The organism is Achromobacter mucicolens, assembly GCF_902859725.1.
In the GTDB taxonomy this organism is placed as follows: Bacteria; Pseudomonadota; Gammaproteobacteria; order Burkholderiales; family Burkholderiaceae_B; genus Achromobacter; species Achromobacter mucicolens.
The window spans coordinates 168862-192319 of record NZ_CADIJP010000002.1 but is presented as its reverse complement, the minus strand read 5'-3'; the positions used below and the strand labels follow the sequence as shown (position 1 = coordinate 192319).

Genomic DNA, 23458 nt, shown 5'->3' with positions numbered 1-23458 from the left:
CGCAAGCGTTCATCGCGAGGGATACAGCTAGCACATGAAACGGCAGTTACTCCAGTTCAGCGAACCGCTCAAGCAGGCCATTCTGGATGGGGCAAAGGTGCAGAGCCGGCGCATCCTCAAGCCGCAACCGTCCAAGTTCACCACGGTCTGGTATGCGGACGCCGCCGATTCGGGCAGATGGGTGGCCATGGGGCCGTCGCCCGATAACCCGTCCGAGATGCGCAAGACTTCAAGCTGGGTCAGGTGCCCCTACGGAAAATCGGGCGAGACCATCATCCTGGCCGACGAAGCCGGCGCGCCGTTTGCCAGCGCCGTCGTCGTGGGCGTACGTATCCAGCGGCTGCAGAACCTGACCGAGGCCGATGCGCGTGCGGAGGGCACGCTCGCGCTTTATCAAAGCTCCGCGCTACTGCCCGGTGTGCCCCTGCAAACGGCGTTCGCGCTGATGTGGTGCGAACGCTATGGCGCGCATGCGTGGGCGGCCAATCCCTGGGTGTGGGTGGTCGAATATCGCCAGACCACGCCCTTCGACAAGTCGGATTACTGAGGCGCTGGCGCGCGGGCGCAACACCGCTCGCGCCGGCCGCCCGGAGTTGGTGTCAAGGTGTAACACCACCCCTCGGCTTCAGTTAATTCCATCCCATTTCAATCGACTTCAATCGCCATTTCGCCAGAGCGGACCCGCCCTGCCGCAGTGCAGCACCCCTCGCCCATGGAAAACGGGGGCGGTTGCGGATTGTCGCGATTGCGGCCGGGATGCTTACGTATAGCTGGCGCAAACCGCCGAAAATAGCGCCAACGGATACTCAACTTTGCTGCGTCTCGCAGCGGGCAGGTGCAAGATGAAAAAATGGCTTATTGCAGGTGTTGGCGCCGCGGGGCTGATGATCTCCAGTGTCGCTTTGGCACGCGTGGACGTCGGCATCTCGATCGGCGTTCCTGGAATCGTCTACCCGGCACCGGTCTACGTGGCTCCGCAGCCGGTCTATGTGGCGCCGCCGCCGCCGGTGTATTACCGCCCGGCTCCGGTGTACGTCGCGCCCCCGCCGCCGGTGGTATACCCGGCGCCGGTGTATTACCGTGGCGGGCGCTACTACGATCGCGGCCACTACCACGGTCCGAAACACGGTCACGGGTATTACCGGGGCCGCGGCCACGACCGCGATTGATAATCGCTCGCGCCAAAAGCAAAGGCCACTCCTGCGAGTGGCCTTTCTTTTGTCGAGGCAATGTCCGGTGCCCCGTGACAACCTGTCAGGCGGCGGGCGCCTGCACAGGCTTTGCAACCACCGAGGCCGGTTGTTGCGCAACCGGTTTGGCCTTGTCATCGGCCCAACGCGGCGATTCCTGGACCAGATCGATCCAGCGGCGCGGCGCACTGGACGCCCGCCACCAACCATTATGCGGACGCATGAGCAAACTCCGGTTCACCGTTAAAACGCACACCATTTATGCCCTGGAACAGCTGACGGCTTTCCTGTTCTGCTTCGTGCAAATCAGTGAACGGCGCCTGACCCGGCACCGTCCAGCATTTTTCGGGCGCGGTTCCGCCAATTCGGCGAGTCCATATTTGCACCCGATAACCCTGCTCGTCTTCCTTTGCCACAGAGCATCTCACACGAAAATCTCCAATCATTCTTGAAGTCATGGACAACTCCTTGTTATATAAGTGAATGAAGCGTGTAGAACGCCGGTGTATTGTGCCGTAACTATCCGGCCCTTTTATGCCAAATACACAATTGCTCACATCAAAAATCAAGCACTCACGTGAGCACGATAGCGTTCCAAAAAGACAGCAATATGTCGGCAATGATAAAAAAAAACGGAGCCCGGAGGCTCCGTCTTTTTATCAGCCAAATGGCCGATGGACGCCGCGCGAATATCAGGGTTTTAGTACCGTAATACCGCCCATGTAGGGCTGCAGCGCTTCCGGAATCAACACGCTGCCGTCTTCTTGCTGGTGGTTTTCCAGCACGGCGACCAGCGCGCGGCCCACCGCCAGGCCGGAGCCGTTCAGGGTGTGGACATATTCCGGCTTGCCCTGGGCATTGCGGAAACGCGCCTGCATGCGCCGGGCCTGGAAGGTTTCGCAGTTGGACACCGACGAAATCTCGCGCCAGGTATTTTGCGCCGGCAGCCAGACTTCCAGGTCATACGTCTTGGACGACCCGAAACCCATGTCGCCAGTGCAAAGCAGCACGACGCGGTACGGCAGATTCAGCAATTGCAGCACGCGCTCGGCGTGACCGACCATTTCTTCCAGGGCCTCGTACGACTGGTCCGGCTGCGTGATCTGCACCATTTCGACCTTGTCGAACTGGTGCTGGCGGATCATGCCGCGGGTGTCGCGGCCGCCGCTGCCAGCTTCTGAGCGGAAGCACGGCGTGTGGGCGGTGAGCTTGAGCGGCAGGTCGGCGGCGGCCTGGATCGTGCCGCTGGCCACGCTGGTCAGCGTGATTTCCGAGGTGGAGATCAGGTACTGGTCTTCGCGCACATACGGCTTGCCCTGGTCGTCGACCTTGGGATCGTCGTCGCCGCCGCCCTTGGAGACCGCAAACATGTCGTCCTTGAACTTGGGCAGCTGGCCGGTGCCGTACAGCGTCGAGGCGTTGACGATGTACGGGGTGTAGCACTCGGTATAGCCGTGCGTGCCGGTCTGCAGGTCGAGCATGAACTGGGCCAGCGCACGGTGCAGGCGGGCGATGGGGCCGCGCATGAACGAAAAGCGCGCGCCCGACAGCTTGGCGGCCATGTCGAAGTCCAGGCCCAGCGGTTCGCCCAGCGCGACGTGATCGCGCGGCTCAAAGCCCAGCGCGGGCGGGTTGCCGTCGGCGCCGGCCTGGCCGGGCAGCCAGCGGCGCACTTCGACGTTGTCGTCGGCGGACTCGCCCAGCGGCACGCTGGCGTGCGGCAGGTTCGGCACCGACATGAGCAGGTCATTGAGCGGCTGCTGCAGGGCGGCCAGCTCTTCCTCGAGCTGCTTCAGGCGCACGGGCACGGCCTGCGATTCCGCCATGACGGCGCTGGCGTCCTCGCCCTTGGCCTTCAATTGGCCGATCTGCTTGGCCAGCGCATTGCGGCGGGCTTGCAGGGACTCGGTTTCGGTCTGGACGGCCTTGCGGCGAGACTCCAGGTCGTTGAACCGTTCCGTGTCGAAGGCGACGCCACGGGTCTTCAGGCGGTCTACGACGGTTTGCAGGTCTTTGCGCAGCAGTATCGGGTCTAGCATGGTGAGGTCGGTGAGGTTGCAAAAAAGGCGGCGGGGGATTGCCCGTCACCGGTTCTTGGCGCGTTCCTGTGCGTCCAGCTCGCGCAGGAATGCCAGCTTCTGCTGGATTTTAGCCTCCAGGCCGCGATCGGTCGGCCGGTAGAAGGAAGGCTTGAGTCCGTCAGGGAAATATTGCTCGCCCGCGGCGTAGCCGTGAGGCTCGTCGTGCGCGTAGCGGTAGGCCTTGCCATGACCCAGCTGTTTCATCAGCTTGGTCGGCGCATTGCGCAAGTGGATGGGCACCGGCGCGCTGCCGTGTTCCGCCGCGAACTTGCGCGCCTGGTTGTAGGCGTTGTAGACGGCGTTGGACTTGGCGGCGCACGCCATGTACACCACCGCCTGCGCCAGCGCGAGCTCGCCCTCGGGGGAACCGAGGCGCTCGTAGATGTCGGCGCCGTTCACGGCCAGGTCCGTTGCGCGGGGGTCGGCCAGGCCGATGTCTTCCACCGCCATGCGCACCAGGCGGCGCGACAGGTACTTGGGATCGGCGCCGCCGTCGATCATGCGGCAGAACCAGTACAGCGCCGCGTCCGGGTTCGAGCCGCGCACCGACTTGTGCAGCGCGCTGATCTGGTCGTAGAAGGCGTCGCCGCCCTTGTCGAAGCGCCGCAGGTTCTGCGACAGCGAAATCTCCAGCCAGGCGGCGTCCACCGTGTCGCGTCCGGCGGACTGCGCAGACTCAGCCACGACTTCCACCGCGCTGATCAGGCGGCGCGCGTCGCCGTCGGCCCACGCGGCCAGCTGCTCGCGCGCGTCGGGCTCGATGCGGATGGTGTCGCCCGGTTCCTGTCCTTCATTGAGCGCCGCGACCGCACGGTCAACGAGCTGCTGCAGTTCTTCTGCCGTCAACGATTGCAGCACATACACGCGCGCCCGCGACAGCAAGGCCGAGTTGACCTCGAACGAAGGGTTCTCGGTGGTGGCGCCGATGAACGTGAACAGCCCGCTTTCGACGTACGGCAGGAAGGCGTCCTGCTGCGCCTTGTTGAAGCGGTGGACTTCGTCGACGAAGAGGATGGTGCGCCGGCCCTGGCCTTGCGCGACCTGCGCCACCGTCACGGCGTCGCGGATGTCCTTCACGCCGCCCAGCACGGCCGAGATGGCGATGAACTGCGCGTCGAAGCCGTCGGCCATCAGGCGCGCCAGCGTGGTCTTGCCCACGCCGGGCGGCCCCCAGAAGATCATGGAGTGCGGACGGCCGGATTCGAAGGCGACGCGCAGGGGCTTGTCGGGGCCCAGCAGATGCGACTGGCCAACCACGTCGGACAGGGTGCGGGGACGCAGGCGTTCGGCCAGGGGAACATAGGGCCGATGCGCGGGATCGGCCGCGAAGAGATCGTTGCTCATTGGCAGCAGATGAAGGGATGCAGCAAGGATTTCAAGCCTGCATTACACCATGCCCGCGCCCTGGCGCCCGCCGGCCGTTGCACCAGCCGGCGGCGTGGCCGCCCTACGCCAGTTCGGGCGGAGCGAAGCGGCGGTTGGCCAGCACGGGCAGCACCTTGCGCGCGTGGGCAAGGCGCTCCGGGTCGATGTCGGCAAAGACCAGCGCGGGCGCTTCGCCGGCGCGCGCCGTGACGACGCCCAACGGATCGACCACCATGCTGCAACCGATGTTGCGCTCGCCGCATTCGCCGGTGGCCGCGACGTAGCAGGTGTTCTCCAGCGCCCTGGCCGTGACCAGGACTTCCCAGTGCATTTCCTTGAGCGGGCCGCGCACCCAGGCGGCCGGCAGCACCAGCAGGTCGGCGCCGTCCAGCGCCAGCCGGCGCGCCAGTTCGGGAAAGCGCACGTCGTAGCAGGTCATGAGACCCACGCGCAGGCCGGCGATGTCCAGCAGCGGAGGGATGTCCGTGCCCGGAGTGACATTGGTCGATTCCTTCATGGTGAAGGCGTCGTACAGATGCAGCTTGCGGTACTGCGACAGGATCTGGCCGTCGCGGATCGTGACCAACGTGTTCCACACCCGGCCCTCGCCCGTCGGCACGTGCACGCACATCATGGTGGCCAGGTCCGACCCGCGGCTGGCATCGAGCAGGCGCGTGATGAACGGACCGTCCAGCGGCTGCGCGGCCTTGAGCACGATCTGCGGGTCGGTGATGTCACGGGCCAGGATGCCTTCGGGCAGGACCAGGAGGCCTGCCCCGCCGGCGCGGGCGCGTTCCATCAGATCGATGCAGACCTGCGCGTTTTCTTCCCAGACGCGGCTGACGGCGAACTGGCCCAGGGCGACTTTCAGCATGGCATTTCCTTTGTCAAAGCACAGGCGCGCCTCAAGGGGCGCGCGGCATGGACCTATTTTCCCATCGTCCGGTCGGCGTGGCCTACGGGAAACTCCTAGCTCCCGCTTGTAAATTTCTTTCACGATAATTAAAAAAACTGGATTTGACGTAAATATTTTCCATATCGGACCGCCACCATGACCAACTCCTCCTCTCCCGCAGCTCCCCTGGACGTGAACGGCAAGGGCCTGGGCGCGTTTCCCGAATCCTGTACCACCGCCGACGTGGCGGCGCTGAACTGGAACCTGCTGAACGAGGACGTGAGCCTGCCGGTGGCCGTGCTGTACGAAGCCCGCATGCGCCACAACCTGCAGTGGATGCAGCAGTTCATGGAGGCCTACCACGTCAAGCTGGCGCCGCACGGCAAGACGACGATGAGCCCGGCCCTGTTCAAGCGCCAGATCGACAACGGGGCGTGGGGCATCACCCTGGCCACCGCACCGCAGGTCCTGGCGGCGTACCAGCACGGCGTGCGCCGGGTGCTGATGGCCAATCAGCTCGTGGGCCGCGCCAACATGGCCATCATCGCCCGTCTGCTGGAGGATCCGGCGTTCACCTTCTTCTGCATCGTGGATTCGGCGGCCAACGCCGCGCAGCTGGGCAAGTTCTTCGGCGACGAGGGCAAGGTGCTGCCCGTGCTGATTGAACTGGGTCCGGCGGGCGGGCGCACCGGCGTGCGCGACGACGCGCAGTTGCAGGCCGTGGCCGACGAGATCGCCCGCTGGCCCGGCCTGGCGCTGGCCGGCATCGAAGTCTATGAAGGCGTGCTGCAGGAAGAAGGCGCCATCCGCGCGTTCCTGCGCCGCGCCACCGACGCCTTGCGCGGCCTGGCCGCCGCGGGCCGGCTGCGCAAGAGCGGGCCCGCCCTCATCTCCGGCGCCGGATCGGCCTGGTTCGACGTCGTGGCCGAGGAATTTTCGCAACTGGACATCGGCAGCCCGCTGGAAGTGGTGTTGCGCCCGGGTTGCTACCTGTCGCACGACGTGGGCATCTACCGCAGCGCGGCCGAGCGCATCAACGCCCAGAATCCCGTGGCCCGCCAGATGGAGCCCGGCCTGCAACCTGCCCTGCAGGTCTGGGCCTACGTGCAGTCGCTGCCCGAACCCGGCCGCGCCATCATCGCGATGGGCAAGCGCGACGCGGCCTTCGACGCGGGCCTGCCCACCCCCGCCCTGCTGTACCGGCCCGGCTCCGTGCAGCCCGGCGCCGCGCCGTCCCACTGGAAGCTGTCGGCCATGATGGACCAGCACGCCTTCATGCAGGTGGGCGACGGTGACGACATCCAGGTGGGCGACATGATCGCCTTCGACATTTCGCATCCCTGCCTGACGTTCGACAAATGGCGTCAGGTGCTGCTGGTGAACGAGCACTACGGCGTCACCGGCGTGGCCGAAACCTTTTTCTAGTCCCCCGCCCGCGGCACCGCGCCAGGCCCACAGGGGACCGCAGCATCCGGGCACCCGGCGCTCATCCGATATCACGCGACAACCTGTTTCTGACCCTCTGGAGAGAGAATCATGAACTTCCGTACCTCCCGGCGAGGCGGTGGGCTGAAGAGCCTGCTCGCGGCCGGCGCAATTGGCTTGACCGCTTTGTCGACCCCCGCCCTCTGTGCCACGCCGGTCAAGGGAGGCACGATCTCCGTCGCCACCATCGGCGAGCCGCCGACGCTGGACCCGATGACCAGCACCGCCGACCTGGTGGGCATCCTGACCCAGCACTTCTTCGAGACGCTGTACACCTTCGACGCGAAGTGGAACCTGACGCCGCTCCTGGCCGACAAGATGCCGGAAGTGTCGGCGGACGGGCTGGTCTACACGATCGCGCTGCGCCAGGGCATCACGTTCCATGACGGCTCGAAGATGGATTCGTCGGACGTGCTGGCGTCCCTGAAGCGTTGGACCGAAACCGCCACGCGCGGCAAGATGGCGGCCAAGATCATCACCGGCATGGAAGCGCCGGACGCCAACACCATCCGCATCACGCTCAAGCAGCCGTATGCGCCGCTGACCGCGCTGCTGGCCATGAACAACAGCGCCGCGGTCATCATGCCCAAGGGCAAGATTGCGCCGTCCCTGACCGAATTCGTCGGCACCGGCCCGTATCAGTTGAAGGCCCGCGTGCCGGACCAGTACGTGCAGCTCGTCCGATTCGACGGCTACAAGCAGCGCGAGGGCGAACCCAACGGCTATGGCGGCGCCCGCAAGCAGTACCTGGACGAAATCCGCTTCGTGCCGGTCAGCAATGCCAACACCCGCGTCGAAAGCGCCGTGGCCGGCCAGTTCGACTACGTGGACTCGCTGCCCGTGGAATCGCTGCCCAAGCTGAAGAACGGCCGCTCCGACCCGGTCATGCTCAAGCCCTTCGGCTGGCCGCGCCTGGTGCTCAACACCAAGCAGGGCATCATGTCGAACCAGGCCGTGCGCCAGGCGGTGCAGCTTGCCCTAAACGAAGAAGACATGCTGTTCGCAGCGTTCGGCGACAAGAACTTCTACAAGCTCAATGGCGACCTGTATCCGGAAGGCTATCCGTGGGCCACGTCGCTGGGCGGCAAGGTCTACAACAAGGGCGACGCCGCGGCGGCCAAGAAGCTGGTGGACGGGGCCAACGTGCAGGACCGCAAGATCCGCATCCTGACCAGCCAGCAGTATGAGTTCCATTACAAGATGGCGCTGGTGGCCGCCGAATACCTGAAGGCCGCGGGCTTCACGGTGGACATGCAGGTGGTCGACTGGGCCACGCTGACGCAACGCCGCCAGGATCCGGCCGTGTGGGACATCTTCATCACGCACAGCCCCTTCCTGCCTGAACCGGCGCTGATCGACTTCCCGTCCAAGGACGCGCCGGGCTGGTGGGACACGCCGCGCCGCAACCAGGTGCTGGACGCCTTCAACCAGGCCGGCTCGCAGGAAGAGCGCGTCAAGCGCTGGGCCGACGTGCAGCAGGCCGTGTACGACGAAGTGCCGTTCATCAAGGTCGGCGACTTCAACGCGCAGGCGGCGCGCTCGCCCGCGCTGCAAGGCACGCAGGCCGTGCCGTGGCCTTACTTCTGGAACGCCTGGAAGGCGTCCAAGTAAGCGCACGTCCGTCGGGCGGCCGCTGCCGCCCGACGCCGCAGGCACCCGCGCGCGACCCGTTCGCGCCCGCGCAATGACCTCTAGGATTTCACCGTGTTGCGTTATCTCTTGAATCGGCTGGTCGGGCTGGTGGCCGTGATGTTCATCGTCGCGACGATCGTGTTCGTGATCATTCGCCTGACGCCCGGCGACCCGGCCGCCGTGATGCTCGGACCGCAGGCCAGCCAGCAGGACATCGCCGCCCTGCGCGCGCAGCTCGGGCTGGACCAGCCCGTGGCGGTGCAGTACGTGTCGTGGCTGGGCAAGCTGCTGCAGGGCGACCTGGGCCAGTCCATCTTCATGAACAAGCCGGTTCTGGCGGCGCTGGCCGACCGCGCCGAGCCGACGATCCTCCTGACGCTGATGTCGCTCTTGATCGCCAGCGCCATCGCGCTGCCGGTCGGCATTCTTTCCGCGGTCAAGCGCGGCACCACGCTGGACCAATCGGTGCTGTCGTTCTCGATGTTCACGTCCAGTGTGCCGAGCTTTTGGCTGGGGCTGCTGCTGATGCAGGTGTTCTCCGTGAAGCTGGGCTGGCTGCCGGTGGCCGGTTATGGCGGCCCGGACGCTTCGCTGGCCACGCGGCTGTCGCACTTGATCCTGCCTGCGGTCGTGCTGGGCCTGGTGAATTCGGCCCTGATTACCCGCTTCATCCGCGCCAGCATGCTGGACGTGCTGCGCGACGACTATGTCCGCACGGCGCGGGCCAAGGGCCTGCCGGAACGCAAGGTCATCCTGAAGCACGCGGTGCGCAACGCGTTGATCCCGATTTTGACGGTGCTGGGCTTGACCACGGCGTTGCTCATCAGCGGCGCCGTCGTGACCGAGACCGTGTTCGGCCTGCCTGGTGTCGGCAGCCTGGTGGTGTCGGCGGTGCTGCGCCGCGACTATCCGGTCATCCAGGGCGCGCTGCTGATCATCGCGGCGATCTACGTGCTGATCAATCTGCTGATCGACCTGCTGTACCTCGTGGTCGACCCCCGCGTGCGTTACTGAGCCATCGACATGACGACTGCAACTTCCATGAATCCCGGCGCGGACCGCTGGCAGGTCCTGCGCCTGCTGGTGGCGCGCAAGACAGTGCTGATCAGCCTCATCGTGATCGTGGTGCTGGCGGCCGCCGCGCTGCTGGCGCCGTGGATCAGCCCCTACGACCCCTTCAAGCTGTCCATCATGAACCGCCTGAAGGCGCCGGGCGCCGCGCACTGGTTCGGCACCGACGACTTCGGCCGCGACGTTTTCAGCCGCGTCATCCACGGCGGACGGCTGTCGCTGATGGTCGGCTTTTCCGTGGTCATCCTGTCCAGCGTGCTGGGCATTGCGCTGGGGCTGGTCGCGGGGTTCTTCCGCACGGCCGACAAGTTCGTGTCGCGGCTGATCGACGCGATGATGGCGTTCCCCGACATCCTGCTGGCCATTTCGCTGGTGGCCGCGCTGGGCCCGTCGCTGGTCAACGTGGTGATCGCGCTGGGCATCGTGTACACGCCGCGCCTTGCCCGCATCGTGCGGGCCTCGACGCTGGTGATCCGCGAACTGCCCTTCGTGGAAGCCGCCCGCGCGCTGGGCGTGCCCACCTGGCGCATCGTCACCGTGCATGTGCTGCGCAACCTGGTGTCGCCCATCCTGGTGCAGGGCACGTTCATCTTCGCGTACGCCATCCTGGCCGAGGCGGGCCTGTCGTTCCTGGGCGTGGGCGTGTCGCCCGACATCCCGACCTGGGGCACCATGATCAACGCCGGCCAGCAGTACATGGGGTCGGCGGACTGGATCATGATCTTTCCCGGCATCGCCATCGTGCTGTCCGTGCTGTCGCTGCAACTGGTGGGCGACGGCCTGCGCGACGTCCTCGATCCGCGCCTGCGCAAGGAGCTGTAAACATGACCGCAAGCACCCGAGACATCGTGCTGTCGGTGCAAGGCCTGAAGACCTGGTTCCACAGCCGCGACGGCATCGCCAAGTCGGTGGACGGCGTCACCTTCGACCTTGCCCGCGGCGAGACGCTGGCCATCGTCGGTGAATCCGGCTCCGGCAAATCCGTGACCAGCCTGTCCATCATGGGCCTGTTGCCCAAGCCGGCGGGCCGCATCGAGGCCGGCAAGATCCTGTTCCGCGACCGCCAGGGCGTGCAGCACGACCTGGCGCACGCCACGCCCGCCACGCTGCAACGCATCCGCGGCGCCGAGATCGCGATGATCTTCCAGGAGCCCATGACCAGCCTGAATCCGCTGTACACCGTGGGCGATCAGATCGCCGAGGCGGTGCTGCAGCATGAGGGCGGCTCGCGCGCCGCGGCGCTCAAGCGCGCCCGCGAGATGCTGGAGCGCGTGGAGATCCCGGCCGCCGACCGGCGCGTGAACGAGTATCCGCACCAGATGTCGGGCGGCATGCGCCAGCGCGTGATGATCGCGCTGGCCCTGGCCTGCAATCCCGCCGTGCTGATCGCCGACGAGCCCACCACGGCGCTGGACGTGACCGTGCAGGCGCAGATCCTGGACCTGCTGCGCCGCCTGCAGGCCGAGATGAACATGAGCATCCTGTTCATCACGCACAACCTGGGCGTGGTCGCCGAGATCGCGCATCGCGTGGCCGTCATGTATGCCGGCCGCGTGGTCGAGGACGCCGGCGTGTACGACCTGTTCGAAAAGCCCACGCATCCTTACACGCGCGGTCTGCTGTCCTGCCTGCCGACCGCTGCGCTGCTCGCGTCCGGCGAGCGCCTTCGCGCCATTCCCGGCAACGTGCCCAGCGTGCTGGCGCTGCCGCCCGGCTGCACGTTCGCGCCGCGCTGTCCGCTGGCGGCGGACGACTGCCGCGCCGGCGTCCCCGATCTGGTGACGGTGCAGGCCGAACACCGTGCGCGCTGCATCAAGGTAAATCCGCTATGACGATCCCATCCACTCCCCGCGCCGCCGCGCCGCTGGTGCGCATCGACGACCTGAAGGTCCATTTTCCGACCTCGCAGGCGCGCAACGCCCCTGTCGTGCGCGCCGTGGACGGCGTGAGCTTCGACGTGCCGCGCAACACCATCGTGGGCCTGGTCGGCGAATCCGGTTCGGGCAAGACCACGACCGGCCGCGCCCTGCTGCGCCTGTTCGCGCCCACCGCCGGACGCATCGTGTTCGACGGGCAGGACATCACGACGCTCAATGAAAATCAGATGCTGCCGTGGCGCCGCCGCATGCAGATCGTGTTCCAGGACCCGTACGCCAGTCTCAACCCGCGCATGACGGTGGCCGAGATCCTGGGCGAAGCCCTGGACACCCACAAGCTGGCGCAGCACCGCCGCGCCGAGCGGATCGGCGAATTGCTCGAACGCGTCGGCCTGAACGCGGACCACAGCCGCCGCTATCCGCATGAGTTCTCCGGCGGGCAACGTCAGCGCATCGGCATTGCGCGCGCGCTGGCGGTGGAGCCGGATTTCATCGTGGCCGACGAGCCCGTATCCGCGCTGGACGTCTCGGTGCAGGCGCAGGTGCTGAACCTGCTGCAGGACCTGCAGCGCGACCTGGGCCTGACCATGCTCTTCGTCGCCCACGACCTGGCGGTGGTGGATTACCTGTGCGACGACGTCGTGGTGATGTACCTGGGCCGCGTCATGGAGCGCGGGCCGACCAGCGAGGTCTATGCGCGCCCCCGCCATCCCTACACCCGCGCGCTGCTGTCCGCCGCCCCCGTGCCGGATCCGCGTGCCCCGCGTTCGCGTATCCTCCTGAAGGGCGACATCCCGAGCCCGGTCAACCCGCCTTCCGGCTGCGTGTTCCGCACGCGCTGCCCCCATGCCATCGACGCCTGTGCGGCGGCGGTGCCGCCGGCCGTCGGCGTGAGCGCGGACCACTACGTGTCCTGCATCCGCCTCGACGATCCCGCGCTCTCGGCATGAGTCCGCCCGAATTGATCCAGGAACCACACATGAACATCATCCGCGACATCGTCTTCCAGATACGCAGTCGGCGGGACGCATTGAGCGTGACAGAACGCAAGGTTGCCGACGCCATCCTGGACGACATCATCTGGAGCGCCAGCGCCACGGTGGACCAGCTTGCCGCCAAGGCCGGCGTCAGCATCGCCACCATCTCGCGGTTTGCGCGCACCGTCGGCTGCGACGACACGCGCGACCTGAAGATGAAGCTGGCGCAGGCCAGCACAGTGGGCAGCCGCTTCCTGGACCCCAGCGCCCCGGCCGAGGAAAGCACGTTCTACGCGCGCATCTACGCCGACATCGAGAGCACCCTGCGCGCGCATCTGCCGACGTTCACCGAGCCGCTGTTCGAAGCCGCCGCGTCCATCGTGGACGGCGCGCGCATGATCTACGTCTTCGGCATGGGCGGCGCGTCGGCGGTGCTGGCGCAGGAAGTACAGTCGCGCCTGGTGCGGCTGGGCTATCCCATCGCGGTCTACAGCGACGCCGTGCTGCTGCGCATGGTGGCGGCCACGCTTGACGAGCGCGACGCCGTGCTGGTGCTGTCGGCATCGGGCCTGACGCCCGAAATCGTCGGCGCCGCGCGCATCGTGAAGCAATACCGCGCGCGCATCGTCGCCATCACCGACGCGTCGTCTGAACTGGCGAAGCTGGCCGACGTGGTGCTGCCCATCCGCACCGACGAGACCGACTTCATCTACAAGCCTTCGGCCTCGCGCTACGCGATGATGCTGGCCATCGACCTGCTGTCGACCGAACTGGCCATGCTGAACCAGGAAGAAAACCGCGAACGCCTGCGCCGCATCAAGCTGGCGCTGGACGAACACCGCGGCGGGCCGAACCGCCTGCCGCTGGGCGATTGATCGGGAAACCACGATGTACGACACCCTTATTGGCAACGTCCGGATCCTGGACGGCTCCGGCGGCCCCGAATACCGCGCCAGCGTGGCGCTGGACGGCGGCCGCATTGCCGCGATCGGCGAGCTGCCCGGCGCGCCGGCGCGCCAGCTCATCGACGGCACCGATCTCGCGCTGGCCCCCGGCTTCATCGACGTCCACACCCACGACGACACCAACGTCATCCGCACGCCGGACATGCTGCCCAAGCTGTCGCAGGGCGTGACGACCGTCGTGGTGGGCAATTGCGGCATCAGCGCCTCGCCGGTCACACTGCGCGGCGAGCCGCCCGATCCGATGAACCTGCTGGGCAAGCGCGAGGACTTCCGCTACGCCACCTTTGCCGACTACACCCGCGCAATCGAAGCCGCGCGGCCTGCCGTGAACGTCGCCGCCCTGGTGGGGCATACGGCCTTGCGCAGCAACCACATGGACCGGCTGGACCGCGCCGCGACACGCGACGAGGTGCTGGCAATGCGCGCCCAACTGCGCGACGCCCTGGCGCACGGCGCGATCGGCCTGAGCACCGGCCTGGCCTATGCCTCGGCGTTCGAAGCGGACACGGCCGAGGTCAAACTGCTGGCCGAGGCGCTGGACGAATTCGGCGGGCTGTACACGACTCACCTGCGTTCGGAATTCGCCGCCATCCTGGAAGCCATGCAGGAGGCCTTCGACATCGGCCTGCACGCGCGCGTGCCGGTGGTGGTGTCGCACCTGAAGTGCGCAGGCGCCGGCAACTGGGGCCGCACGAAAGAGGTGCTGTTCGCGCTGGAAAACGCGGGACGCATGCAGCATGTGGGCTGCGACTGCTATCCGTATTCCGCCAGTTCGTCGACGCTGGATCTGAAGCAGGTCACGGACGAATTCGATATCGACATCACCTGGTCCGAGCCGCATCCGGAACAGGCGCGCCGCAAGCTGGCCGCCATCGCGGCGGACTGGGGCGTCACGCTGCTGGAGGCCGCCAAACGGCTGCAACCAGCCGGCGCGGTGTATCACAACATGCACGAGGACGACGTGCGCCGCGTGCTGTCGCACCGGCTCACGATGGTGGGGTCGGACGGACTGCCCAACGATCCCATGCCGCATCCGCGGCTGTGGGGCGCCTTTCCGCGCGTGCTGGGCCATTACAGCCGGGACGTGGGCCTGCTTCCGCTGGCGCAAGCCGTGCACAAGATGACGGGGCTGTCCGCCGCGCGCTTCGGCCTGGCCGAGCGCGGTTTCGTGCGCGAGGGCCACCACGCGGATCTGGTGCTGTTCAACCCCGATACCGTCATTGACCGCGCGACCTTTGCCGCACCCGTGCAGACCGCAGCGGGCATCGAGGCCGTTTGGGTCAATGGCGTCCTGTCGTACCGCAAGGGCCAGGCCACCGGCGAGCGCGCCGGCCGCTGGCTGCCGCGCAGCGGCGACCTGCGCGCGTCCTATCCCGCCATTCCGGCTGCGTCGTAGCGGCCGCCCCCGGACCACTTCAAGGAGAATCCTTCATGAACGCTACCCCCACTGCCGACAACAACGGCATCACCCGCTACGGCGTGGCCGGCGGCACCGGCCAGGGCGGCTCGCACATGCCCTTCGCCCGCGCGGTCGCCGCCGATGGCTGGCTGTATGTTTCCGGCCAGGTGCCGATGGAAAACGGCGAGGTCATCGAAGGCGGCATCGTGACGCAAAGCCACAAGGCCATCCAGCAGGTGCTGGCCATCCTGCAGGAAGCCGGCTACGGCCCCGAGCACGTCGTGCGGTGCGGCGTCTGGCTGGATGACGCGCGTGACTTTGCGTCGTTCAACAAGGTGTTCAAGGAGTACTTCGGCGCAAATCCGCCGGCGCGTGCCTGCGTGCAGTCGAGTTTGGTGGTGGATGCAAAAGTGGAAGTCGATTGCGTGGCGTATAAGCGCCCCCACGCCGCGCCCGCTAACGCGGGCTAGCTGCCCCCCGAGGGGGCTGCCCCGCCTTGGGGCGGCCCGGCGGCGGGGCGGCCCCCACGCCGCGGAAGGTGTCTGACACCCTTGCGGCGCCGGCTCAAGCTGACGACCGTCTCACACGGGTGTCAGACACCGGGTTCAATGCGCGGCTACCGCCAGACCGGCATGCAAAATAAAAAATGCCCGGTTTCCCGGGCATTCTGCATTGGGCCAACTCCGCCGCTACATCTTCACCACATCCACGCCCTTGGGCGCGGTGAACTGGAATTCCTTGGCGGGCAGTTGCGGGTTGGGCTGGATGGCCGACAGGTCGACGCGGGTGGTCTGGCCGAACGAGTCCAGCAATTCCACGCGCACCGGCAGGTTGTTCTTCATGCCGATGTCCACGCGCGAGAAACCGGCGTCGGCCGTGCGCGGCTTGGCGCGCAGCCAGTCGACGCCATCCTTGGCCGGCAGCGCGCTGACGTCGAAGGACTGTTCCAGCGAGCCCGAGCCGAAAAGAATGGCCGCGGGCGACGTGCCGATGGCGGCGTCGACCTTGCGCTCGGTGACCTGAGCCAGATCGGGGTCGAACTGGAAGACCTGGCGGCCGTCGGAAATGACCAGCTGCTCGTAGGGCTTTTGCACGGCCCACTTGAATTTGCCGGGGCGCTGGAACGAGAACACGCCGGTCTGCGCGGGCTGGGTGCGGCCCTGGTCGTTGACGGTGTACTGCGAAAAAGACCCGGTGGCCGACGTGACCGAGGCCACGAAGGCGCGCAATTGCTCTTGCGCGCTGGCGGCCAACGCCAGGGCGGGGACCAGGGCCGAAGTCAGGCCCAGAACCGCAACGGCGGCCAGGCGTTGAAACGTCTTCATCATGCTTCCTCTCGTGCGGCGGCTGCGGGAACCAGGATCTCGCGGTTCCCGTTGGATTGCATCGCCGACACCATACCCGATTGCTCCATCTGCTCGAGTAACCGGGCCGCACGGTTGTAACCAATCCGCAGATGACGCTGCACCAGCGAAATGGACGCGCGGCGGTGCTTGAGCACGACTTCGCAAGCCTGGTCGTACATCGGGTCGGATTCCGCGTCCCCGCCGATGCCCGTGACGCTACTGGCGCCCTCGGCGCCGTCGCCGTCCAGGCCGCCTTCCAGGAGGCCCTCGACGTAATTGGGTTCGCCCTGCGACTTCAGGCTTTCGACCACGCGATGGACTTCGTCGTCGCTGCAGAACGCCCCGTGCACGCGCACCGGCAGGCCAGTGCCGGGCGGCATGTAGAGCATGTCGCCCTGACCGAGCAGCGTTTCCGCGCCCATCTGGTCAAGAATGGTGCGCGAGTCGATCTTGGACGACACCTGGAACGCGATGCGCGTCGGGATGTTGGCCTTGATGAGGCCGGTAATCACGTCCACGCTGGGGCGCTGCGTGGCCAGGATGAGGTGGATGCCCGCCGCCCGCGCCTTCTGCGCCAGCCGGGCGATGAGTTCTTCGATCTTCTTGCCCACGACCATCATCAGGTCGGCCAGCTCGTCGATGACAACCACGATGGTGGGCAGCGGCGACAGCGGCTCGGGCTGGTCCGGCGTGAGCGAGAACGGATTGGGGATCGGTTCCTCGCGCTTGATCGCGTCGCGGATCTTGGTGTTGTAGCCAGCCAGGTTGCGCACGCCCATCTTGCTCATGAGGCGATAGCGCTTTTCCATTTCGCCCACGCACCAGTTCAGCGCGTTGGACGCCTGGCGCATGTCGGTGACCACCGGCGCCAGCAGATGCGGGATGCCTTCATAGACGCTCATCTCGAGCATCTTGGGGTCGATCAGGATCAGGCGGGTGTGCGAGGCGTCGGCCTTGTAGAGCAGCGACAGGATCATGGCGTTGATCCCGACCGACTTGCCCGAACCGGTGGTGCCCGCCACCAGCAGGTGGGGCATCTTGGCCAGGTCGGCCACCACCGGGTTGCCGGCGATGTCCTTGCCCAGCGCCATGGTCACGACCGAATGGCTGGCGTGGTAGGTCTGCGAACCCAGGATTTCGGACAGGCGCACCATCTGGCGGCGCGGGTTGGGCAGCTCCAGCCCCATCAGGTTCTTGCCCGGAATGGTTTCGACCACCCGGATGCTGACCAGGCTGAGCGCGCGCGCCAGGTCCTTGGCCAGGTTGACGATCTGGCTGCCCTTCACGCCGGTGGCCGGCTCGATTTCGTAGCGGGTGATGACGGGGCCGGCCTGCGCCGCGACCACGGTGACCGACACGCCAAAGTCGGCCAGCTTCTTTTCGATCAGGCGCGAGGTGAATTCGATGGTCTCGGCCGACACGGTTTCCTGGTTGTTCAGGGGCGGGTCAAGCAGGCCAAGGGTGGGCAGATCGCCTTCGGCGCCGCCGGTGGGCGGGAAGAACAGCGATTGCTGCTTTTCCTTTTCGACGCGCTCGGACTTGGGCACCACGGTGATGGCCGGTTCGATGCGGACCGGCTGCTCGTGCACCAGTTTTTCCTGCTTGGCCACCACCTGTTCGGTGCGCACGGCCTTGGCGACTTCGCCGACCTTGCGGTCCTGGCGCGCGGTGTAGGAATTGCGCATCTTGCGGACCAGGCCCTCCAGCCAGGAACCGACGCGCTCGGCGACCGCCAGCCACGAAAACGAGAAGAACAGACTGAGTCCGATGGCCAGCATGACCAGGAAAGCCAGCGTGGCGCCGGTAAAGCCGATGCTGCTGCCGATGAGGTCCGCCAGCATCTGGCCGATGACGCCGCCCGCGCCGCTTGCCGTTTCCGACGCGCCGGGCAGATGCGTGCCGCGGCTGGCCAGGCGCAGGGCTTCCATGCCCAGCGAGCCCATCATCAGCAGAAAAAAGCCAATGCCCTCTTCCCAGTGGACGCGCGGCAGCACTTCGGGTTGCTTGCTGTTGGCCACGCGCAACTGCGCGGCCAGGCGCCGGTAGCCAGCCCGCACGCGATGCAGCAGCAGGACGACCCACCACCAGGCGGAGAAACCAAAGAGATAGAGGAGGATGTCCGCCAGGTAGGCGCCCAGGCGTCCGCCCTGGTTGCGCACGACATCGCCCGGAACCGAGTGCGACCAGCCAGGGTCGGACGCGCTCCAGGTGGCGAGCACCAGGGTAAGCCAGGCCGCCAGGGCGGCAAAGAGGATCCAGCGGGCTTCACGCAGCAACGCGGAAATGCGCGTTTGCAGCGGCGAGGGTCCGTTGCGGGTGTTGCGCGAGGCGCGCGGAGAAGCAGTCGAGATACGCGGCATGCGGCTCATTATAATTGGGCGTTACCCTAAAGATACCTGCCCATGTCCACGCCTACGCACGCTAAAGTTTTGATACTCGGTTCCGGCCCCGCCGGTTACACGGCGGCCGTCTATGCGGCACGCGCCAATCTTAACCCTGTTCTTGTTACAGGTTTGGCCCAAGGCGGCCAGCTCATGACCACCACGGACGTCGACAATTGGCCGGCCGACGCGGATGGCGTGCAGGGTCCGGACCTGATGCAGCGCTTCCAGAAGCACGCCGAACGCTTCAACACGGAAATGCTGTTCGACCACATCGCCAAGGTCGACCTCTCCAAGCGCCCCTTCACCCTGACCGGCGACACCGGCAAGGTCTACACCTGCGACGCGCTCATCATCGCCACGGGCGCCTCGGCCAAGTACCTGGGACTGCCGTCCGAGCAGTCCTTCATGGGCCGCGGCGTGTCCGGCTGCGCCACCTGCGACGGTTTCTTCTATCGCAACCAGGACGTGGTGGTGGTCGGCGGCGGCAATACCGCTGTCGAGGAAGCCCTGTACCTGTCCAACATCTGCCGCAAGGTCACGCTGATCCACCGTCGCGACAAGTTCCGCGCCGAGCCGATCCTGGTCGACAAGCTGATGAGCAAGGTCGAAAACGGCAACATGGAACTCAAGCTGTTCCACACGCTGGACGAAGTCCTGGGCGACGACAGCGGCGTGACCGGCGTGCGTGTTCGCCACGTGGACACCGGCGCCACCGAAGACATGGCCGTCACGGGCGCCTTCATCGCCATCGGTCACCAGCCCAACACGGAAATCTTCCAGGGCCAGCTCGAGATGAAGGACGGCTACATCGTCACCAAGAGCGGCCTGTCCGGCATGGCCACCATGACGTCGGTGCCCGGCGTGTTCGCCGCCGGCGACGTGCAGGACCACGTCTACCGCCAGGCCATCACCAGCGCCGGCACGGGCTGCATGGCCGCCCTGGACGCCCAACGGTGGCTGGAGAATGCGGGGCAGTAAGGTCGGCCTGGCCGACCTGAAACGCCTGAAGAAGGACCTGCAGGAAGAACGCGAGCGCGCCGCCCTTGCCCCGCAACGGGCGGCGGCGGCGGCCGCGCGCCCCGCGTCGCCCCCCGAGGACGACCTGGCGGCGTTCAAGCGCTCGATGAAGTCCGTCACGCCGATCCGGCACGCGCAACGCGTCGAGCACAAGCCCGCCCCCGAACCCGCGCCGGCCCTGCGCCGCGCCAACGCGCTGGGCGAAACGCCCAACCGTGCCGACGCCGGCGTCTCGGACGGCGGCGAGATCACTCACCTGCTGTCCGAAGGCGGCACCGCCTTCGTGCGCGGCGACGTGGCGCCCGACACCGCGCGCAACCTGCGCCGCGGCCAATGGCGCGCCGGCGCGGAACTCGATCTGCACGGGCTGCGCGTCGAGCAGGCGCGCCATGCCCTGCTGTCGTTCCTGGACGAGTGCCAGGAACACGGCATCCGCTGCGTGCGCATCGTGCACGGCAAGGGCTACAACTCGGAAGGCCTGGAGCCGGTGCTGAAAGACAAGGCCCGGACGTGGCTGGTGCAGAAGGCCGAAGTCATGGCGTTTTCCGAGGCGCCCGAGCGCGAAGGAGGCGCGGGCGCCCTGTTGGTGCTGCTGCGCCAGTCCGAGGGGCCGCGCAAATGAAGTGGCTTTATCTGGCGGTGGCGATCGTCGCAGAGATCTTCGCCACCAGCGCCCTCAAAGGCTCCGAAGGTTTCACGCGGCTCGTGCCGTCGGTCATCACCGTCTTCGGCTACCTGATTTCGTTCTACTTCCTGTCGCTGACGCTGCGCGAGATTCCTGTGGGCATCGCCTACGCGATCTGGTCCGGCGTCGGCATCGTGCTGATCTCCATCGTGGGCGCGGTGCTGTTCAAGCAGCACCTGGACACACCCGCGCTTATCGGCATTGGCCTCATCATCGCCGGCGTGGTGGTGATGAACGTCTTCTCCAAATCCGTCTCGCATTGACGACGCTCGCTCCGCCGGGCGGCCCGTCGCGCACCTAACTGTTGTCCGGCTGCGGATGCCGCGCATCCGGATTGCGCAGGTAATCGACCAGCGCCAGCGTGGCCCGGTCGGGCGGCGGGGTCAGCAGCGACACCACCACGATCGTCAGGAACGCCACCGGCGCACCGAATACGCCCGCCGCGATGGGCTGGATGCCCCACCACAGGTCCACCGGCTGCGTGCGCGCGATGCCGAGCACCGATTCCCGCAGCCACGGGTGCGTGTGCGTCATGTAGGCAAACGTCACGGCAAGGCCAGCGGCCATCCCCAGCGTGGCGCCCCATTTATTGGCGCGCCGCCAGAACACCCCCATGACGAGCGCCGGGAAGAACGACGAGGCCGCGAACGAAAACGCGGCCGACACCATGAACAGGATGTCCGCGGGCTTGCGGGCCGCGACCCAGGCCGCGCCAAACGCGACCACCAGCAGCAGGATCTTGGACACCATCACCCTGCGCGCGGCCGACATGCGCGGCGACACGACCCGGTACCACATGTCGTGAGAAAGCGAGTTGGACAGCGTCAGCAGCAACCCGTCGGCCGTGGACAGCGCGGCCGCCAGCCCGCCGGCCGCGACCAGCCCGGAGATCACGTAGGGCAAGCCGCCGATTTCGGGCATGGCCAGCACCACCACATCCGCGCCCATGCTGATTTCGCTCAGCTGCACGACGCCGTCGCGGTTGATGTCGGTGACGTCGAGCAGGTTGGTGTCGACCGCGCTCCAGGCGTGCACCCAGTTGGGCAGGCTGAGGAAGTTCGAGCCCACGACCTGGGTATAGATCTCGAACTTGACCAGCAGCGCCAGCGCGGGCGCCATGAAGTACAGCAGCAGGATGAACAGCAGCGACCAGCACACCGACTTGCGCGCCTCGATGACGGACGGCGTGGTGTATGAGCGCATCAGGATGTGCGGCATGCCGGCGGTGCCCAGCATCAGGCACAGCACCATCGCCAGGAAGTTGATGCGCATGTTGCTGCGTTCCTCGGGGTCCTTGGCCGGGAACGGTTCCGCATGCGGCGTGGGCGGCGCGGCGCGGGCCTCGAAGGTCGCCTTGGCCTGCGACCACGTGGTGCGCGCATCGTCGACAGTCGGCGGGTAGGCGGCCAGTTCGCGTTCGGCCGAGCGGATCTCTACCATGGGCGCGTCGCCCGCGTTCAACTGGGCCAGCCGGCTGCGCAGCTTGTCCTTTTCCAGCGTCCACGATTCGGGCAGCGTCTGCAGGCGGCGCGCCATCTCGTCGGCGCGCTGCTGCCAGATCGTGCGCACCTCGATCTCGGACGGATCGTTCTGCAGGTAGACCTCTTTTTCGGTCACCTGCTGCAGCACGGCCCCGCCCGACAGTTGCGGCAACGGCATGTTGGTGTGCTTGACCGACAGCCAGATCACCGGCACGAGGTACGCAATGACCAGGATGATGTATTGCCCGACCTGCGTCCACGTGACCGCGCGCATGCCCCCCAGAAACGAACACACCAGCATGCCGCCCAGCGCAACGAAGATGCCCAGCTCGAATGAAATGCCCGTCATCCGCGTGGTGATGATGCCCACCCCGTAGATCTGGGCGACCAGATACGTGAACGAGCAGAGAACGGCGCAGAAGACCCCGGCCAGGCGCGGAAGGTTGCCGCCATAACGCGCGCCCATGAAATCGGGAATGGTGTACTGGCCGAAGCGGCGCAGGTACGGCGCCAGCAGCATCGCCACCAGCACGTACCCGCCCGTCCAGCCCATGATGTAGGCCAGGCCGCCATAGCCGGTCAGATACAGCGTGCCCGCCACACCGATGAAGGACGCCACCGACATCCAGTCCGCCGCGGTCGCCATGCCGTTGTAGATGGCCGGCACGCGCCTGCCGGCGACGTAGTACTCCACCTGATCGGACGTGCGGCAGACAATGCCGATGCCGGCGTACAGGCTGACGGTGACCAGCAGGAACACATAGCCGATCCAGTTGCGCGGCATGCCCAGGATTTCGGCCAGCGCCATCAGCAGGATCATCAGCGCAAAGCCTGCCGTGTACAGCACATAGATGCGCCGCAGGCGGATGCGGAACTCCTGGGGGGTGTCTCCCGTGAAAAACGGCATCAGCGCGGCTCCCCGGTTTCGTCGGCGCGCTCATCGGCGCGATTCATGACCCGGGCGTAGACGGCGATGATGATCAGGTAGGCCAGCGGGGCGCCATAGGCGGCCATCCAGAAGGCGAAGGGCCAGCCGATGAAGTCGAACGAGAGCCGGCGGGCGAAAAACGAGGGAATGAAGGTCAGCGCCGCCCAGATGGCGAGCAGCAGCAGGATCAGCCGCAGATTGCGGCGCCAGTAAGGCGTGACGGATGTCCGTGAGGGAGTAAGGCGCGTTTGCGGCATAGCGTGGATGAGCAGGTCCCATCTAAATATCGCCAAACGCAGCGCTTGAAAAGCCCTGAAGCTTGATTTGCCGGCTTTTTATGCGACAACGGCTGGCACTTCCTGGTGCCAGCCGTTGTGCGTTTGCTTTTTTTGAGTACTGCTTTACTTTTTTTATTTACCGGTGCCGCCGGTATTTGCCCATGCAGGGCTTTGTCTCCTCACCTGCATGGGAAGAGATTCTGCACCAGATGCGGGATTGCCACACTAGGGGAATGCCCTAAGACGGAGCATTCATTTACATATTCCCTGCACCATATAAGTGCATTTTGGCCCTGCCGTTCTAAATATTGGGATTTTTTCGCCCAAACCATCCCGCGCACGGCCTAATTCTTGAGCACTGCTCAGTTCATGAGCATGACCGATGGCGCCCGGTGTCCGAAC

Annotated in this window: 23 protein-coding genes; 14 read left to right on the top strand and 9 right to left on the bottom strand. The window is 66.3% G+C overall.

From position 1 onward, the window contains the following. Nucleotides 1-34: 34 nt before the first annotated feature. Both HV786_RS02675 and HV786_RS02670 read left to right on the top strand, forming a co-directional pair. Nucleotides 35-547, top strand: a complete 513-nt coding sequence (locus HV786_RS02675; protein ID WP_128827591.1) for an ASCH domain-containing protein — start codon at nucleotides 35-37, stop codon at nucleotides 545-547. 295 nt (nucleotides 548-842) lie between these two features. Further along, nucleotides 843-1169 carry a virulence factor gene (locus HV786_RS02670; RefSeq protein ID WP_056321394.1) on the top strand — a complete coding sequence of 109 codons (327 nt, stop codon included), beginning with the start codon at nucleotides 843-845 and terminating at the stop codon, nucleotides 1167-1169. 85 nt (nucleotides 1170-1254) lie between these two features. Here HV786_RS02670 and HV786_RS02665 read toward each other — a convergent pair whose 3' ends face one another. The 5 genes from HV786_RS02665 to HV786_RS02645 form a co-directional block, all read right to left on the bottom strand. Then, nucleotides 1255-1413 carry a hypothetical protein gene (locus HV786_RS02665; RefSeq protein ID WP_155721871.1) on the bottom strand — a complete coding sequence of 53 codons (159 nt, stop codon included), beginning with the start codon at nucleotides 1411-1413 and terminating at the stop codon, nucleotides 1255-1257. Beyond that, entirely contained in the window at nucleotides 1400-1648 is a 249-nt protein-coding gene (locus HV786_RS02660; RefSeq protein WP_128827590.1) for a hypothetical protein, read from the bottom strand. The genes HV786_RS02665 and HV786_RS02660 overlap by 14 nt, the downstream gene beginning before the upstream one ends. Nucleotides 1649-1882: 234 nt before the next feature. After that, a complete protein-coding gene (gene serS, locus HV786_RS02655) occupies nucleotides 1883-3229 on the bottom strand; it encodes a serine--tRNA ligase (protein WP_056321392.1) in 1347 nt (448 codons plus the stop codon). Between the two features lie 45 nt (nucleotides 3230-3274). Continuing rightward, a complete protein-coding gene (locus tag HV786_RS02650; RefSeq protein WP_128827589.1) occupies nucleotides 3275-4615 on the bottom strand; it encodes a replication-associated recombination protein A in 1341 nt (446 codons plus the stop codon). A 103-nt stretch (nucleotides 4616-4718) separates the two neighbouring features. Beyond that, nucleotides 4719-5510: a deaminated glutathione amidase gene (locus HV786_RS02645; protein ID WP_062840408.1), complete on the bottom strand. Its 792-nt coding sequence runs from the start codon at nucleotides 5508-5510 to the stop codon at nucleotides 4719-4721. A 177-nt stretch (nucleotides 5511-5687) separates the two neighbouring features. Between HV786_RS02645 and HV786_RS02640 the strand changes: the two genes are divergently transcribed. The 9 genes from HV786_RS02640 (at nucleotide 5688) to HV786_RS02600 (ending at nucleotide 15407) form a co-directional block, all read left to right on the top strand. Further along, the gene (locus tag HV786_RS02640; RefSeq protein WP_175209928.1) at nucleotides 5688-6956 is read left to right on the top strand and encodes an amino acid deaminase; all 1269 of its coding nucleotides are present in this window, start codon (nucleotides 5688-5690) and stop codon (nucleotides 6954-6956) included. A gap of 111 nt (nucleotides 6957-7067) precedes the next feature. Further along, nucleotides 7068-8627: an ABC transporter substrate-binding protein gene (locus tag HV786_RS02635; RefSeq protein ID WP_128827586.1), complete on the top strand. Its 1560-nt coding sequence runs from the start codon at nucleotides 7068-7070 to the stop codon at nucleotides 8625-8627. A 93-nt stretch (nucleotides 8628-8720) separates the two neighbouring features. Then, nucleotides 8721-9662: an ABC transporter permease gene (locus HV786_RS02630; RefSeq protein WP_056321384.1), complete on the top strand. Its 942-nt coding sequence runs from the start codon at nucleotides 8721-8723 to the stop codon at nucleotides 9660-9662. A 9-nt stretch (nucleotides 9663-9671) separates the two neighbouring features. Further along, nucleotides 9672-10541 carry an ABC transporter permease gene (locus tag HV786_RS02625; protein WP_128827585.1) on the top strand — a complete coding sequence of 290 codons (870 nt, stop codon included), beginning with the start codon at nucleotides 9672-9674 and terminating at the stop codon, nucleotides 10539-10541. A 2-nt stretch (nucleotides 10542-10543) separates the two neighbouring features. Next, the gene (locus tag HV786_RS02620) at nucleotides 10544-11551 is read left to right on the top strand and encodes an ABC transporter ATP-binding protein (RefSeq protein WP_063954866.1); all 1008 of its coding nucleotides are present in this window, start codon (nucleotides 10544-10546) and stop codon (nucleotides 11549-11551) included. After that, the gene (locus HV786_RS02615) at nucleotides 11548-12546 is read left to right on the top strand and encodes an ABC transporter ATP-binding protein (RefSeq protein WP_128827584.1); all 999 of its coding nucleotides are present in this window, start codon (nucleotides 11548-11550) and stop codon (nucleotides 12544-12546) included. The genes HV786_RS02620 and HV786_RS02615 overlap by 4 nt, the downstream gene beginning before the upstream one ends. 29 nt (nucleotides 12547-12575) lie before the next feature. Continuing rightward, nucleotides 12576-13448, top strand: coding sequence for a MurR/RpiR family transcriptional regulator (locus tag HV786_RS02610; RefSeq protein WP_056321370.1), 873 nt, complete (start codon nucleotides 12576-12578; stop codon nucleotides 13446-13448). 13 nt (nucleotides 13449-13461) lie between these two features. Continuing rightward, nucleotides 13462-14934: an N-acyl-D-amino-acid deacylase family protein gene (locus tag HV786_RS02605; protein ID WP_175209926.1), complete on the top strand. Its 1473-nt coding sequence runs from the start codon at nucleotides 13462-13464 to the stop codon at nucleotides 14932-14934. Between the two features lie 35 nt (nucleotides 14935-14969). Beyond that, nucleotides 14970-15407 carry a RidA family protein gene (locus HV786_RS02600; RefSeq protein WP_175209924.1) on the top strand — a complete coding sequence of 146 codons (438 nt, stop codon included), beginning with the start codon at nucleotides 14970-14972 and terminating at the stop codon, nucleotides 15405-15407. A gap of 219 nt (nucleotides 15408-15626) precedes the next feature. Here the strand turns inward: HV786_RS02600 and lolA are convergent, their stop codons facing one another. Beyond that, a complete protein-coding gene (lolA, locus tag HV786_RS02595; protein ID WP_175209998.1) occupies nucleotides 15627-16262 on the bottom strand; it encodes an outer membrane lipoprotein chaperone LolA in 636 nt (211 codons plus the stop codon). Further along, nucleotides 16262-18643 (bottom strand): DNA translocase FtsK, encoded by a 2382-nt coding sequence (locus tag HV786_RS02590; protein ID WP_128827581.1) that lies wholly within the window; start codon nucleotides 18641-18643, stop codon nucleotides 16262-16264. The genes lolA and HV786_RS02590 overlap by 1 nt, the downstream gene beginning before the upstream one ends. A 42-nt stretch (nucleotides 18644-18685) precedes the next feature. Between HV786_RS02590 and trxB the strand changes: the two genes are divergently transcribed. Genes trxB through HV786_RS02575 form a run of 3 tightly spaced genes read left to right on the top strand, consistent with a single transcriptional unit; the run spans nucleotide 18686 to nucleotide 20632 of the window. Continuing rightward, entirely contained in the window at nucleotides 18686-19645 is a 960-nt protein-coding gene (trxB, locus tag HV786_RS02585) for a thioredoxin-disulfide reductase (protein ID WP_128827580.1), read from the top strand. Next, the gene (locus tag HV786_RS02580; RefSeq protein ID WP_175209922.1) at nucleotides 19632-20306 is read left to right on the top strand and encodes a Smr/MutS family protein; all 675 of its coding nucleotides are present in this window, start codon (nucleotides 19632-19634) and stop codon (nucleotides 20304-20306) included. The genes trxB and HV786_RS02580 overlap by 14 nt, the downstream gene beginning before the upstream one ends. Next, entirely contained in the window at nucleotides 20303-20632 is a 330-nt protein-coding gene (locus HV786_RS02575) for a DMT family transporter (RefSeq protein WP_056321352.1), read from the top strand. The genes HV786_RS02580 and HV786_RS02575 overlap by 4 nt, the downstream gene beginning before the upstream one ends. A gap of 34 nt (nucleotides 20633-20666) precedes the next feature. On the opposite strand, the gene HV786_RS02570 is transcribed toward HV786_RS02575, so the two are convergent. Continuing rightward, nucleotides 20667-22757 (bottom strand): sodium:solute symporter family protein, encoded by a 2091-nt coding sequence (locus HV786_RS02570; protein ID WP_128827579.1) that lies wholly within the window; start codon nucleotides 22755-22757, stop codon nucleotides 20667-20669. Then, entirely contained in the window at nucleotides 22757-23035 is a 279-nt protein-coding gene (locus tag HV786_RS02565) for a DUF4212 domain-containing protein (RefSeq protein ID WP_056321343.1), read from the bottom strand. Before HV786_RS02565 ends, HV786_RS02570 begins: the two co-directional genes overlap by 1 nt. Nucleotides 23036-23458 lie beyond the last annotated feature (423 nt).

Excerpts from the sequence above, each read along its gene's own strand:
- HV786_RS02570 (WP_128827579.1), bottom strand. The coding sequence starts at position 22,757 with ATGCCGTTTTTCACGGGAGACACCCCCCAGGAGTTCCGCATCCGCCTG.
- HV786_RS02620 (WP_063954866.1), top strand. The coding sequence starts at position 10,544 with ATGACCGCAAGCACCCGAGACATCGTGCTGTCGGTGCAAGGCCTGAAG.
- HV786_RS02645 (WP_062840408.1), bottom strand. The coding sequence starts at position 5,510 with ATGCTGAAAGTCGCCCTGGGCCAGTTCGCCGTCAGCCGCGTCTGGGAA.
- HV786_RS02590 (WP_128827581.1), bottom strand. The coding sequence starts at position 18,643 with ATGCCGCGTATCTCGACTGCTTCTCCGCGCGCCTCGCGCAACACCCGC.
- HV786_RS02665 (WP_155721871.1), bottom strand. The coding sequence starts at position 1,413 with ATGCGTCCGCATAATGGTTGGTGGCGGGCGTCCAGTGCGCCGCGCCGC.
- HV786_RS02580 (WP_175209922.1), top strand. The coding sequence starts at position 19,632 with ATGCGGGGCAGTAAGGTCGGCCTGGCCGACCTGAAACGCCTGAAGAAG.
- HV786_RS02605 (WP_175209926.1), top strand. The coding sequence starts at position 13,462 with ATGTACGACACCCTTATTGGCAACGTCCGGATCCTGGACGGCTCCGGC.
- HV786_RS02615 (WP_128827584.1), top strand. The coding sequence starts at position 11,548 with ATGACGATCCCATCCACTCCCCGCGCCGCCGCGCCGCTGGTGCGCATC.
- lolA (WP_175209998.1), bottom strand. The coding sequence starts at position 16,262 with ATGAAGACGTTTCAACGCCTGGCCGCCGTTGCGGTTCTGGGCCTGACT.
- HV786_RS02635 (WP_128827586.1), top strand. The coding sequence starts at position 7,068 with ATGAACTTCCGTACCTCCCGGCGAGGCGGTGGGCTGAAGAGCCTGCTC.
- trxB (WP_128827580.1), top strand. The coding sequence starts at position 18,686 with ATGTCCACGCCTACGCACGCTAAAGTTTTGATACTCGGTTCCGGCCCC.
- HV786_RS02565 (WP_056321343.1), bottom strand. The coding sequence starts at position 23,035 with ATGCCGCAAACGCGCCTTACTCCCTCACGGACATCCGTCACGCCTTAC.
- HV786_RS02670 (WP_056321394.1), top strand. The coding sequence starts at position 843 with ATGAAAAAATGGCTTATTGCAGGTGTTGGCGCCGCGGGGCTGATGATC.
- HV786_RS02625 (WP_128827585.1), top strand. The coding sequence starts at position 9,672 with ATGACGACTGCAACTTCCATGAATCCCGGCGCGGACCGCTGGCAGGTC.
- HV786_RS02600 (WP_175209924.1), top strand. The coding sequence starts at position 14,970 with ATGAACGCTACCCCCACTGCCGACAACAACGGCATCACCCGCTACGGC.
- HV786_RS02610 (WP_056321370.1), top strand. The coding sequence starts at position 12,576 with ATGAACATCATCCGCGACATCGTCTTCCAGATACGCAGTCGGCGGGAC.
- HV786_RS02675 (WP_128827591.1), top strand. The coding sequence starts at position 35 with ATGAAACGGCAGTTACTCCAGTTCAGCGAACCGCTCAAGCAGGCCATT.
- HV786_RS02650 (WP_128827589.1), bottom strand. The coding sequence starts at position 4,615 with ATGAGCAACGATCTCTTCGCGGCCGATCCCGCGCATCGGCCCTATGTT.
- HV786_RS02660 (WP_128827590.1), bottom strand. The coding sequence starts at position 1,648 with ATGACTTCAAGAATGATTGGAGATTTTCGTGTGAGATGCTCTGTGGCA.
- HV786_RS02575 (WP_056321352.1), top strand. The coding sequence starts at position 20,303 with ATGAAGTGGCTTTATCTGGCGGTGGCGATCGTCGCAGAGATCTTCGCC.
- serS (WP_056321392.1), bottom strand. The coding sequence starts at position 3,229 with ATGCTAGACCCGATACTGCTGCGCAAAGACCTGCAAACCGTCGTAGAC.
- HV786_RS02640 (WP_175209928.1), top strand. The coding sequence starts at position 5,688 with ATGACCAACTCCTCCTCTCCCGCAGCTCCCCTGGACGTGAACGGCAAG.